Annotated in this window: 13 protein-coding genes and 1 riboswitch; of the genes, 7 read left to right on the top strand and 6 right to left on the bottom strand. The window is 64.0% G+C overall.

Annotation, left to right across the window (positions count from 1 at the left end):
* Positions 1-17: 17 nt before the first annotated feature.
* From SMA01S_RS23375 to SMA01S_RS23365, 3 genes are all read right to left on the bottom strand, one after another.
* Positions 18-1,493 carry a phytoene desaturase gene (locus tag SMA01S_RS23375; RefSeq protein WP_066827803.1) on the bottom strand — a complete coding sequence of 492 codons (1,476 nt, stop codon included), beginning with the start codon at positions 1,491-1,493 and terminating at the stop codon, positions 18-20.
* Complete coding sequence (crtY, locus tag SMA01S_RS23370) at positions 1,490-2,650, bottom strand: lycopene beta-cyclase CrtY (protein ID WP_066827802.1); 1,161 nt, start codon at positions 2,648-2,650, stop codon at positions 1,490-1,492. The genes SMA01S_RS23375 and crtY overlap by 4 nt, the downstream gene beginning before the upstream one ends.
* Before the next feature lie 247 nt (positions 2,651-2,897).
* The gene (locus tag SMA01S_RS23365; protein ID WP_066827801.1) at positions 2,898-3,509 is read right to left on the bottom strand and encodes a glutathione binding-like protein; all 612 of its coding nucleotides are present in this window, start codon (positions 3,507-3,509) and stop codon (positions 2,898-2,900) included.
* 76 nt (positions 3,510-3,585) lie between these two features.
* Here SMA01S_RS23365 and SMA01S_RS23360 point away from each other — a divergent pair, with 76 nt between their 5' ends.
* The 6 genes from SMA01S_RS23360 (at position 3,586) to thiC (ending at position 9,333) form a co-directional block, all read left to right on the top strand.
* The gene (locus SMA01S_RS23360; protein WP_169804296.1) at positions 3,586-4,185 is read left to right on the top strand and encodes a TetR/AcrR family transcriptional regulator; all 600 of its coding nucleotides are present in this window, start codon (positions 3,586-3,588) and stop codon (positions 4,183-4,185) included.
* Between the two features lie 34 nt (positions 4,186-4,219).
* Positions 4,220-4,789, top strand: a complete 570-nt coding sequence (locus SMA01S_RS23355; RefSeq protein WP_439654323.1) for a DUF2585 domain-containing protein — start codon at positions 4,220-4,222, stop codon at positions 4,787-4,789.
* 247 nt (positions 4,790-5,036) lie between these two features.
* Positions 5,037-5,801, top strand: coding sequence for a sterol desaturase family protein (locus SMA01S_RS23350; protein WP_066827805.1), 765 nt, complete (start codon positions 5,037-5,039; stop codon positions 5,799-5,801).
* A complete protein-coding gene (locus tag SMA01S_RS23345) occupies positions 5,719-6,156 on the top strand; it encodes a DUF2141 domain-containing protein (RefSeq protein WP_157094117.1) in 438 nt (145 codons plus the stop codon). The genes SMA01S_RS23350 and SMA01S_RS23345 overlap by 83 nt, the downstream gene beginning before the upstream one ends.
* Positions 6,157-6,229: 73 nt before the next feature.
* Entirely contained in the window at positions 6,230-7,090 is an 861-nt protein-coding gene (locus SMA01S_RS23340) for a MipA/OmpV family protein (RefSeq protein ID WP_245649423.1), read from the top strand.
* Positions 7,091-7,324: 234 nt separating this feature from the next.
* Positions 7,325-7,434: riboswitch (TPP riboswitch) on the top strand.
* A gap of 39 nt (positions 7,435-7,473) precedes the next feature.
* Positions 7,474-9,333 carry a phosphomethylpyrimidine synthase ThiC gene (gene thiC, locus SMA01S_RS23335; RefSeq protein ID WP_066827796.1) on the top strand — a complete coding sequence of 620 codons (1,860 nt, stop codon included), beginning with the start codon at positions 7,474-7,476 and terminating at the stop codon, positions 9,331-9,333.
* 212 nt (positions 9,334-9,545) lie between these two features.
* Here the strand turns inward: thiC and SMA01S_RS23330 are convergent, their stop codons facing one another.
* The 3 genes from SMA01S_RS23330 to SMA01S_RS23320 all read right to left on the bottom strand — a co-directional run bounded on the left by SMA01S_RS23330 (position 9,546) and on the right by SMA01S_RS23320 (position 11,082).
* Positions 9,546-10,406: a hypothetical protein gene (locus tag SMA01S_RS23330; RefSeq protein WP_066827795.1), complete on the bottom strand. Its 861-nt coding sequence runs from the start codon at positions 10,404-10,406 to the stop codon at positions 9,546-9,548.
* A 158-nt stretch (positions 10,407-10,564) separates the two neighbouring features.
* The gene (locus SMA01S_RS23325) at positions 10,565-10,831 is read right to left on the bottom strand and encodes a Txe/YoeB family addiction module toxin (RefSeq protein WP_066827794.1); all 267 of its coding nucleotides are present in this window, start codon (positions 10,829-10,831) and stop codon (positions 10,565-10,567) included.
* On the bottom strand, positions 10,828-11,082 hold the full coding sequence (locus tag SMA01S_RS23320; protein WP_066827804.1) for a type II toxin-antitoxin system Phd/YefM family antitoxin: 255 nt from the start codon (positions 11,080-11,082) through the stop codon (positions 10,828-10,830). The genes SMA01S_RS23325 and SMA01S_RS23320 overlap by 4 nt, the downstream gene beginning before the upstream one ends.
* Positions 11,083-11,152: 70 nt before the next feature.
* Here SMA01S_RS23320 and SMA01S_RS23315 point away from each other — a divergent pair, with 70 nt between their 5' ends.
* Entirely contained in the window at positions 11,153-11,572 is a 420-nt protein-coding gene (locus SMA01S_RS23315) for a VOC family protein (protein WP_066827793.1), read from the top strand.
* Positions 11,573-11,583: the final 11 nt, after the last annotated feature.

Here is an 11,583-nt window from a genome sequence, read left to right as displayed (position 1 = left end):
TTTTTGCGTTTCGCGATTCATTTCTGCTCCAGCATCAGCTTGGCGGTGGCCTTGGCGCTCATCACCACGCCGGGAATGCCCGCGCCGGGATGCGTGCCGGCGCCGACGAAATAGAGATTCGGGATGTTCGCGTCGCGATTGTGGACGCGGAAAAAGGCGGACTGGGTCAGGATCGGCTCGAGGCTGAAGGCGCTACCGAGATGCGCGTTGAGATCGTGCGCGAAGTCCGAGGGCGCGTAGCTGAACTTGGTGACGATGCGCTCATGGATGTCGGGAATCAGCCGCGCCCCGATCTCGTCGAGGATGCGCTTTTCCAGGATCGGCCCGATCTCCGCCCAGTCGACCGGGAATTTGCCGAGATGCGGGACCGGGGCGAGCGCGTAGAAAGTCGAATGCCCCTCGGGCGCCATGCTGGGATCGGTCACGGTCGGATGGTGGAGATAGAGCGAGAAATCCTCGGCCAGCACGCCATGGTCGTAAATGTCGGCGAGCAATTCGCGATAGCGCGGGCCGAACAGGATCATATGGTGCGGGATGCCCGGCCAGGTGCCCGTGATGCCGAAATGGACGACGAAAAGGGACGGAGACCAGCGTTTCCGCTGAAGCCCGCCGACGCGGCGCTGGGCACTGCGCGATCCCGCCAGCAGGTCGCGATAGGAATGCATCACGTCGGCATTGCTCGCGACCGCATCGGCCTCGCCCGACCAGCCGCTCGCGGTGGTGACGCCGGTCGCGTGATCGCCCAGCGTCTCGATCCTCGCCACCGGATCGCCGAGCCGCATCGTCCCGCCGAGCCGCTCGAACAAGGCGACCATGCCCGCGACCAGCCGGTTGGTCCCGCCGCGCGCGAACCACACGCCGCCATCGCGTTCGAGCTTGTGGATCAGCGCATAGATCGCGCTGGTGGTCATCGGGTTGCCGCCGACCAGCAAGGTGTGGAAGCTCAGCGCCTGGCGCAGTTTCTCGTTCTTCACGAAGCCCGAGACGACCGAATAGACCGACCGCCACGCCTGATAGCGCATCAAGGCGGGCGCGGCGGCGATCATCTGGCCGAAATCGAGGAACGCGGCCGAGCCCAGCTTCTCATAGCCTTCGCGATAGACATTGCCCGAATAGTCGAGGAATCGGCGGTATCCGGCGACATCGTCGGTATTGAGCCGCGCGATTTCGGCATGGAGCTGCGCGTCGTCGTTCGAATAATCGAAGCTGGTGCCGTCGCGCCAGTTGAGCCGATAGAAGGGCATGACCGGCATCAGGTCGACATCGGTCGCGATGTCCTGTCCGGTCAGCTCCCACAATTCGCGCAGCGCCGCCGGATCGGTGATGACGGTCGGCCCGGCATCGAAGGTGAAACCGTCCTTCTGCCAGAAATAGGCGCGCCCGCCGGGCTTGTCGCGCGCCTCGACGATCGTCGTCTCGACCCCCGCCGATTGCAGCCGGATCGCCAGCGCGAGCCCGCCGAACCCGGCGCCGACGACGATCGCCCGCTTCATGCGTGCTGCCTGCGGATCGCCGCGATCGCGCGGCCGACCGGAACCGGGGGTTTGCCGCTCAGGATGCGGGCCTTGTCCATCACGCTCGATCGTCCGGCATAGAACCGTCCTATAAGGCCCGGACCCAGCCGGTAAAAGCGTTCCAATATGCGATAGCGCTCTTCGGGTTCGGCGGCGCGGAACAGCATCGCATCGAGCGTACGGTAAAAAGTGCGGTCGGCCCAGGCGCCGCTCGCCATGCCATAGGTCAGGTCGTACAAAGCGGGGGTCGAAAGATCGCTTGTCGCGGAGATCCGCGCCGCCAGTCGCACCGCATCGGGCAGCGAATAGCCGGTGGTCGGGTGGAACAGCCCGGCGCGCAGCCCCGCTTTGGGTACCCGGACGCCGCCCGAGCGCCAGAACGCGTCGAAATCGCCGCCGATCGCCACCGGCAGCGCCCCGGTCTCTTCGCGCGACACCGCTTCGGTCACCCAGCCGCGGCTAAGCGCATAATCCTGGATGCGATCGACCAGGGCGTCGCGATCGATCGTCGGGGTGTCGCTGTAATACGTGTCCTCGACGAACATCCGCGTCGCGGTGAAGGGCAGCGAATAGACGAAGCGATAACCGTCGATCTGCTCGACCGTCGCGTCCATGATCGTCGGCCGCGTCACCTCGTGCGGTTCGCTCAGCAGCAATTCGCGCCCGACGAATTTCTGCCAGCCGAGATCGAGCGACGACATGTCGCCCGGGCCGCGCGCGTCGATAATGCCCTTGGCCTCGATCCGGTCGCCGCTCGCCAGCACCACCGCGGTGGTGCCGACCCCGAGCGCTTTCTCCGTAATCAACTGGCCGGGCGTGAGACTCGCGCGCACCACGCGGTCGAAGCGTTCGGACTCGATCGAATAATAGCTCGTCGGCAACGAGCGGGCATGCGCCGGAAAGGCGACCTCATAGCCGCGCCAGCCATAGGAAACGAGCGGCGCGACCAGCCAGCGATCCTCTCTCGCGACGTCGCGTTCGAAGAACGACCAGACATGGTCGCCGCCGATCTGCGGGCTCGCCTCGATCAGCCTGAGGTCGAGGTCGGGGCGCTTCCGGCGGAGCGCGAGCGCGATCAGTCCGCCCGCCAGCCCGCCGCCAACAATCGCTAGGTCACAATCGATCCGGCCTGCCATGACGAATCGCTACCCGTTTTGGTCGGGAGCGCAACCCATGGAGCGAGGCGATTGAGCCCCGCGACCGAATCCCCTGTGGAAAGATCGTCCTCAGAGTCTGTTTGAAAACGCGCTGAGGGCGCGTTTCGCGGCACCAGCCCGCTCCCCCACCCGACCTCCCAATCAGGGTATTCTATGGGAGGTCGGGTGGGGGAGCGGGCTGGTGCGGTCTCAAAACTCGCTCTTTCGCGAGTTTTCAAACAGACTCTCAGGCGGCCTGGCGCAACGGCATTTCGGTCGCCATCGCCGCGGCGACCGAGGGCCGTGTGCGCATCTTGGCGCGCCATGCCTTGAGCGCCGGCCAGCCATCCAGGCTCAGCCCGGCATATTCGGTCCAGTTGAGCACCGCGAGGAGATAGGCGTCGGCGACCGAAAAGCTGTCGAGCAGATAGCTGCGCCCGGTCAGATGCGCTTCGAGGAGAGCGAACCTCTTCGCGACCAACTCCTTCGACCAGTCGCGCGCACCCTCGGTCGAGCTCCGCGACATCAGCGGCGCGAACACGCCTTTGTGGATCTCGGTCGAGATGAAGTTGAGCCATTTGGTCAGCTCATAGCGTTCGCGCGTATAGGGCGCCGGCGCCAGCACGCCCTCGGCCGCCAGGTCGGCGATATAGGTCAGCACCGCCGGCCCCTCGGTCAGGGTCACGCTGCCCGCTTCCATCGCCGGAACATAGCCCATCGGGCTGATATCGGTGAAGGCGCGTCCGTCGGGCAGGTCGGCGCCGGGCACGACCTGGATGAAATCGGCATCGAGTTCAGCCTCGTTGATCGCGACGCGAGTCGCCAGGCTGCAGGCGAACGGGATGAAATAGAGCTTCACGGCAATCCTCCTGGGGGCTTGTTTATTTTTGTACTAATCCGCATAAATGTGTCTCGAGTCAAGGATTGTTTGCGAGTTGGTACAAAAATCAGATGAGACGCCGCGGCGCCGTGGCCGGCCGCGTGGCTTCGATGCGGGAGAGGTGCTGGGCGCCGCCACCGAGCGCTTCCGTACGCACGGTTATGCCGGAACCTCGCTCGACGATCTCGTCGACGCGACGGGACTGCAGCGCCCCAGCCTCTATGCCGCGTTCGGCGACAAGCGCGCGCTCTATCTGGCGACGCTCGAGCGCACGATCGAGCGCGCCGGACGCGCCTTCGATCAGTTGATCGGGGCCGATCTGCCGCTTGAGCAAAGCCTGAAGGTGATGTTCCGCGCGGTCATCGACGGATTCCTGACCGGCGAGACCGGGCCGTCGGGCTGCATCATGGTGTCGACGTCGGCCACGAGCGCGGTCGACGATGCCGAGATCCGCGCGCGGCTGGCGGCCTTCGTCAGACTGGAGGATGACAAGATCGAGCAATTGCTGGTGGCGCGCGGCGATCCGCTCGCGGCGGCGCATGCGCGCCTGGCGACCTCGGTGATCCACTCGCTCAGCGTGCGCGCCCGCGCCGGCGCCACGCGCGACGAACTCGAGGCATTGGCGTCCGATTGCGTGACGATGATCGCCGGGTGACGGCGGCCGATCCTTGCCCTAGCGTCAGGGCGTGATCCGCCCTTCCCTCACCGTCGATCGCCGCGCCTTGGTCGCCGCGATCGGCGCCATCGCCCTGTTTGCCGCGATCGAAATCGCCTGGGGCCGCCCGCCACTCTGTCCGTGCGGTCACATCGCTTTATGGGCAGGCGATCCCAACAGCCCGGAGAACAGCCAGCAGCTCAGCGACTGGTATTCGCTCAGCCACATCATCCACGGTTTCCTGTTCTATGGCCTGCTCTGGTCGATCCTGCCCGGGCGGCTGCGCCTATGGGCCTTACCGCTCGCGGTGATGATCGAAGGCGGTTGGGAATTGCTCGAGAATTCGCCGATCATCATCGACCGCTATCGCGCGGGGACGATCGCGGTGGGCTATTCGGGCGATTCGATCCTCAATTCGATGAGCGACATCGTGATGATGACGATCGGCTTCGCGATCGCGCGGCGGCTGCCGGTATGGGGAACGGTAGCGCTCGCGATCTTCTTCGAACTGCTCGCGCTGGCGGTGATCCGCGACAACCTCACGCTCAACGTGCTGATGCTCGTCCATCCGGTCGACGCGGTTCGGGTGTGGCAGGGCGGGTAGCAAGGCTCCCCTCCCACTTGTGCGTTCCAGGTCGGTTGCGCCCCCGGCGCAACCTAAACAGTCCGGGGGACTGTTTACCTGGAACGGGGCTGGGGGAGGGCCTGTTGTTGATCCGTGCTGTTGGTCGACACGCCCTCCCCTAACCCCTCCCACCTTGTGGGAGGGGAATTGGTTTTGCGCGGCGCTCCTCCGCGCCTAAACCGGAAGCGTGACCGCAGCGATCGCCATCATCCTTTCCGCGCTCGCGATGACGCTGATCGTCGGCATCCGCTATCTGATCAGCAGTGGCGCCTTCGCGCTCGCGACGCGCGCGGTGCGGCCGGGGCTCTATACCGGGCTCGACAAGCAGATCCGGCGAGAGATCGCCTGGAGCCTCGCCTCGGCGGCGATCTACGGCATCCCCGCCGGCGTGGTCGCCTGGGGGTGGCAGAACCGCGGATGGACGCTGATCTACAGCGATCTCCACGCCTTTCCGCTCTGGTATCTGCCGCTATCAGTGCTGCTCTACCTCGTGGCGCACGACACCTGGTTCTACTGGACGCATCGTTGGATGCACCGGCCGGCGCCGTTCCGGCTGGCGCATGCTGTCCACCATGCCAGCCGGCCGCCGACCGCCTGGGCGGCGATGGCGTTCCACCCGATCGAGGCGCTGACCGGCGCGATCGTCATTCCCGCTTTGGTCTTCGTGATTCCGGTCCATGTCGGCGCTTTGGCCTTTGTGCTTGGAATCATGACCCTTATGGGTGTGACCAATCACATGGGCTGGGAAATCTTCCCGCGCTTCCTGTGGCGGGGACCTTTGGGGGCATGGCTGATCACCGCGAGCCATCATCAACGGCATCATGCCGAATATAGGTGCAATTATGGGCTCTATTTCCGCTTTTGGGATCGCCTCTGCGGCACCGACCGGGGGATTGGCGGGTTCGCGGATGGCGAGGATCGGCGCAGGGTTGTTGCTGGGCGTGCTGCTGCCCGCGGCAGCACCCGTCACCAGCCCGGCCGCCAGCCTTGAGATCGACGTCGCCGGTATGCGCTCGGCGCGCGGGCTGATCCGCGTCTGCCTGACCGCCGAGCCGAAGAATTTTCCCGGTTGCGTCGATGACAAGCGCGCCGTCACGCGGTCGGTGCCGGCGGGCCAGCACATCATCCGGTTCGACGATCTGCCGCCGGGTAAATACGCCGCCGCATTGATCCATGACGAGAATTCGAACGCGAAGCTCGACACACTGATGGGCATTCCGCGCGAGGGCTTCGGGTTCAGCCGCAACCCGCCCATCGGCTTCGGTCCGCCCCGCTTCGTCGCGGCCGAGTTCGCGCTGGGCACCGTTGCCCAAACACAACAGGTGACGATGCGCTACATACTTTAGTATCTGACGTACGGACACAAAACGCCCGGGTGGCGTTGCTTTACCCAAACGTCATCCGAATCGGAGCCTGCCTGTGCGCTTTCTGTTGTTTGCCCCCGCCTTTTTCCTCGTCACGCCCGCCTTCGCCCAGGATACCGGCACCCCGCCACCCCCCGCCGCCCCGCAACAGCTCGATACCGGCAAGGACACCGTCACGATCGGTGCCGGCGCGGTCTACATGCCCGATTACGAAGGCGCCGATCATTCGGGCTTTTCCGCCGTGCCCGCGGTGATCGGATCGGTATCGGGGTTCAATTTCCAGCTGATCGGCAATCGCTTCTCGGCCGACCTCATCCCCAACAAGCCCGGTCCCAATTGGGATTTGCAGGCGGGCCCGGTCGTGGTGCTCGACCTCAACCGCTCGTTGCTGTCGTATATCGACGATCCCCGCGTCCGCGCGCTCGGCAAGCGCGATCGTTCGCTGGAGGTCGGCGGCTATCTCGGCATCGGCAAGACCGGCGTGATCACCAGCCAGTACGACCAGCTGTCGGTCTCGGTCAGCTATCGCAAGGGCGTGACCGGCGCCCAGCGCGGCGCGATCTGGTCGCCGACGATCAATTACCTGACCCCGCTCAGCCGCAAGGCGGCGGTCGGCCTGTTCGCTTCGGCCGAACATGCCGATCGCGACTATGGCCGCGCCTATTTCGATGTCGACGCAGCGGGCAGCCTGGCGAGCGGCCTGCCGCAGTTCAACACGCGCAGCGGGTGGAAGAGCTGGACCGCGGGCGGCTTCGCCACGGTGGCGTTGACCGGCGACCTGCTCCACGGCTTCAAGCTGGTGGCGGGCGGCAGCTATAAGCGCCTGCTCAACGACTTCGCCGACTCGCCGATCGTCTCGATCGCCGGCAACCGCAACCAGTGGCTGGGCGGCGCGGGGATCGCGTATACTTTTTGAGCGGATTCGATCGACAAACCTTCTCCCCTCGGGGGAGAAGGATAGCGCAGCTTGGCGGCTTGCCGCCTAGCAAAGCTTGGATGAGGGGGCGGCGCTCACAAGCGCCGCGCGAGCCTGCGGCTCGCTTCCCTCACCTTCCCACTCGGCTGACGCCGAGCGGGTCCTTCCCTCTCCCGCAAGCGGGAGAGGTAATCGAACAACCGCCTTTCCTTCGCCGTCACAAGCGCCTAGCTTGCGCCATCCCCGGGGGACCGCTCTGTCGCGGTTGAGAGGGAGGCCGCAGCCTCCGACCCGCTGAACCTGATCCGGTTGAGACCGGCGGAGGGAGTGGGCGGCTTTCACTCGAAATCCGTGTCCTCGCTCCGACACTGGAGTGAGTTTCAATGGCCGACATCCCCGCGCGTACCGAAATCGGCGTGACCACCGGTCCCATCCGGGGCAGCCGCAAGATCCATGTCGGTCCCTTGAAGGTCGCGATGCGCGAGATCGACCTCGAGCCCGGCTGCGGCGAGCCGCCGCTTCGCGTCTACGACACGTCGGGCCCGTACACCGACCCCAATGCCCGGATCGACATCCAGGCCGGCCTGCCCAATCTCCGCCGCGAGTGGATCGAGGCACGCGGCGACGTCGAAAGCTATGACGCGCGCCACCTCAAGCCCGAGGATAACGGCCAGCTTGGCCCCGATCGTTCGGGCGGCGTCGATCCCTTTCCCAATGTCGTGAAGCGCCCCTTGCGCGCCAAGTCGGGGATGAACGTCAGCCAGATGCACTATGCCCGCCGCGGCATCATCACCCCCGAGATGGAATATGTCGCCGAGCGCGAGAATCTCGGCCGCGCCCGCCTCGCCGAATATGTCCGCGACGGCCAGGATTGGGGCGCCGCCATCCCCGATTACGTCACGCCCGAATTCGTCCGCGACGAAATCGCCCGCGGCCGTGCGATCATCCCCAACAACATCAACCACCCCGAATCCGAGCCGATGGCGATCGGCCGCAATTTCCTGGTCAAGATCAACGCCAATATCGGCAATTCGGCGGTCGCCTCCAACGTCGCCGCCGAAGTCGACAAGATGGTGTGGTCGATCCGCTGGGGTGCCGACACGGTCATGGACCTGTCGACCGGGCGCAACATCCACGACACGCGCGAATGGATCATCCGCAATTCGCCCGTGCCGATCGGCACCGTGCCGATCTATCAGGCGCTGGAGAAAGTCGGCGGCGTAGCCGAGGACCTGACCTGGGAAATCTTCCGCGACACGCTGATCGAACAGGCCGAACAGGGCGTCGACTATTTCACCATCCATGCCGGTGTCCGCCTGCCCTACGTGCCGCTGACCGCCAAGCGCGTCACGGGCATCGTCAGCCGCGGCGGGTCGATCATGGCGAAATGGTGCCTGTCGCACCACAAGGAGAGCTTCCTCTACGAGCGGTTCGACGAGATCACCGAGATCATGAAGGCGTATGACATCGCCTATTCACTGGGCGATGGCCTGCGCCCCGGCTCGATCGCCGACGCCAATGACGAAGCGCAGTTCGCCGAGCTCTACACGTTGGGCGAGCTGACCAAGCGCGCCTGGGCGCAGGACGTCCAGGTGATGATCGAGGGCCCCGGCCACGTGCCGATGCACAAGATCAAGGAGAATATGGACAAGCAGCTCGAGGCGTGCGGGGAAGCACCCTTCTACACGCTCGGGCCGCTGACCACCGACATCGCGCCGGGCTATGACCATATCACCAGCGGCATCGGTGCGGCGATGATCGGCTGGTACGGCACCGCGATGCTTTGCTACGTCACGCCCAAGGAGCATCTCGGCCTGCCCGACCGCGACGACGTCAAGGTCGGCGTGGTCACGTATAAGCTGGCCGCCCACGCCGCCGATCTCGCCAAGGGCCATCCGGCCGCCAAGATGCGCGACGACGCGCTCAGCCGCGCCCGCTTCGAATTCCGCTGGCGCGACCAGTTCAACCTGTCGCTCGATCCCGACACGGCGGAGCAATATCACGACCAGACCCTGCCCGCGGAAGGCGCCAAGACCGCGCATTTCTGTTCGATGTGCGGGCCGAAATTCTGCTCGATGAAGATCACGCAGGAAGTGCGCGACTTCGCGGCGAAGCAGAATTCGGCGCCGGAGACGTTCATTGCCGCCGAGGAAGCGGAAGCCGGGATGGCGAAGATGAGCGAGCTGTACAACGAGACCGGGCGGGAGTTGTACATGGGTGCTGGGGGACGGGAGCACGATTGAGGGTATAGGCCCCGAGACGCTCTAGCCGGCCGGACCCAAGTCCGGCCGGTCTTCCTGCAGCTCAGTGAATGACTGTTAGGTTCGCCAGGCAGTCTGCGGCCACGGTTCCCGTCGTCCGGGTGCGATCCACGGACATCGAGCGCTCCTCGTTCTTCCGATACTCATATCGCGGCATTTTGACGTCGAACACGACCTTCGGTTTGCTGGCGCCCTTAGGTTCCTGTGCCATTGTCGTCCTCCACGGGATTGAGGCGGCGCTCGAAATAATGCTTGCGACGCACCCACTTGAAGCCTTCGTGCTTGGTGACAACGCAAATATCCGTGTCGCCACCTACTGTGTCCGCGCCCGGTAGGAAACGTACATATTTTTTGGTGGTATCAACCAAAAAATCTGCAAGCGCGATCGCGTCTTGAACGGGCATTGCCGGCGATATCAGCGGCGCCCGTGTGTAAGCCTCGATGTGCGTGAGCACTGCGTCCAAGCTTTCTGGCGGCAAACCGATATCGAGTAGCGCCCTAGGCAGAAACTGGCTGTAGCCGTTTACGATCCGGTTAATGGCTTCGGGCTGCCCATCGTACAAAACGTCGAACTCACCGGTATCTGCAAGACGTTCCGGATCGGGGCTGGTTCCATTGACGATGCGGACGCGCCAAATCTCCCCATGCATTGCGCCGGCACCATTTCCTCCAATCCAGAATTGAAACTCGTGATCGCCCGCCGGCTTTACCGGCAGCGCTTGGTAGTGTTCATCGAAAAAGAAACTGCGGGCCTTTACCGCGATTTCCTCAATCGTGTACGTCTCTTGATCAACCGTCCACGCAGGGTCTGTCGAACAAAAGCGGAGTCGCAAGTCTTTCGCAAGGGTGCTGATTGATACGGCACCGATGTTCCCCATGCCGCAAGTCATTCCAGCAATTGGAAGGCCTTTTCGGAGGTTGAAGACCTTATTCCCGTGCGCGTAAACGTTTGAGATCAAAGCTTCGCCATGCGGGTCCGTTTCGACCAGCGAAGACGCGCTGTCGGCGGCAAAAACGATGCAGTCGTGCACCTTTACGGCAACGCAAACTGTCATGCAGTCTCCTTGGCTGCACAGAATCAACAAGATGTAGTATGTGCAAGTGTTATCGGCGCCATATTGGCTGATTAAAATGACGTGTGGCTCTCGGGATTCAGTAGAATAAAGAGAGAACGCACCGTCTCACTGGCAATTTATTCCTGATTGTAGGTGACTTAATAATGATACCGACACTGCGCGATCTCGAGCGATTGCGCGTCGTCCTTGCCGCTCACCCGATAGACCAGCCGATGCTCGCGATTGATGCGCCGCGACCACCAGCCTGACAGATTGCCGCCAAGCGGTTCGGGCTTGCCGGTGCCGCGAAACGGATCGCGCAGACACTCCTGGATCAGTGCGTTGACGCGATCGAGGCCGCGGCGATCGTCGCCTTGCCAATGGAGATAATCCTCCCAGGCGCGCGACGAGAAGACGAGCTTCATGGCTCGATCAATTGGCGCTCTTTACCCTTGCCGGCGTCGAGCTCGGCCACGCTGTCGAGCAACCTCTTGGCGTTGGCCGGCGATTGCAGCAGATACAGCGTCTCCTCGATCGAGGCCCATTCGCTCTCGGAAACCATGACGACGCCTTCGCCCTTGGGACGGGTGATGGCGATCGGCGCCTTGTCGGCGACGACCTTGTCCAGGACCGCTTTCAGGTTCGCGCGAGTTTCGGAGACGCTCAGACTTTGCATGTCGATCATGTACGATAATTTGTACAAATTTGCAATGGCCCTGCGCAGCGCGCGCCGATAGAAACGGCGAATGCAAACCCATCTCGCCCATATCGCCCTGATCGTTCGCGACTATGACGAAGCGCTCGCTTTCTATGTCGGCAAACTCGGCTTCACCCTGGTCGAGGACAGCTACCAGCCCGAGCAGGACAAGCGCTGGGTGACGATCCGTCCGCCCGGTGCGCCGGCCGGCGCGACCACCATCCTGCTCGCGCGGGCGTCGACCGAGCATCAGGCGAACTATATCGGCGACCAGGCCGGTGGTCGGGTGTTCCTGTTCCTGGCGACCGACGATTTCGACCGCGACCATGCCGCCTTCACTGCCGCCGGGGTCGAGTGGGTGCGGCCGCCGGCGACGTACGATTATGGGCGGGTGGCGGTGTTCAGGGATCTGTACGGTAATCTGTGGGATCTGGTGCAGTTCGTGGAGGGGCATCCGAACGCGGCCTAAATCCTCCCCGG

This window comes from Sphingomonas mali NBRC 15500, from assembly GCF_001598415.1.
Classification (GTDB): Bacteria; Pseudomonadota; Alphaproteobacteria; order Sphingomonadales; family Sphingomonadaceae; genus Sphingomonas; species Sphingomonas mali.
Note: the sequence above shows the minus strand (reverse complement) of the source record. Positions and strands in the feature narration are given on the sequence as shown.

What these genes read in the sequence shown, in the direction of transcription:
- SMA01S_RS23375 (WP_066827803.1), bottom strand. Translation starts at nt 1,493, where the DNA reads ATGAAGCGGGCGATCGTCGTCGGCGCCGGGTTCGGCGGGCTCGCGCTG.
- crtY (WP_066827802.1), bottom strand. Translation starts at nt 2,650, where the DNA reads ATGGCAGGCCGGATCGATTGTGACCTAGCGATTGTTGGCGGCGGGCTG.
- SMA01S_RS23350 (WP_066827805.1), top strand. Translation starts at nt 5,037, where the DNA reads ATGACGCTGATCGTCGGCATCCGCTATCTGATCAGCAGTGGCGCCTTC.
- SMA01S_RS23345 (WP_157094117.1), top strand. Translation starts at nt 5,719, where the DNA reads ATGGCGAGGATCGGCGCAGGGTTGTTGCTGGGCGTGCTGCTGCCCGCG.
- thiC (WP_066827796.1), top strand. Translation starts at nt 7,474, where the DNA reads ATGGCCGACATCCCCGCGCGTACCGAAATCGGCGTGACCACCGGTCCC.
- SMA01S_RS23330 (WP_066827795.1), bottom strand. Translation starts at nt 10,406, where the DNA reads ATGACAGTTTGCGTTGCCGTAAAGGTGCACGACTGCATCGTTTTTGCC.
- SMA01S_RS23325 (WP_066827794.1), bottom strand. Translation starts at nt 10,831, where the DNA reads ATGAAGCTCGTCTTCTCGTCGCGCGCCTGGGAGGATTATCTCCATTGG.
- SMA01S_RS23320 (WP_066827804.1), bottom strand. Translation starts at nt 11,082, where the DNA reads ATGCAAAGTCTGAGCGTCTCCGAAACTCGCGCGAACCTGAAAGCGGTC.
- SMA01S_RS23315 (WP_066827793.1), top strand. Translation starts at nt 11,153, where the DNA reads ATGCAAACCCATCTCGCCCATATCGCCCTGATCGTTCGCGACTATGAC.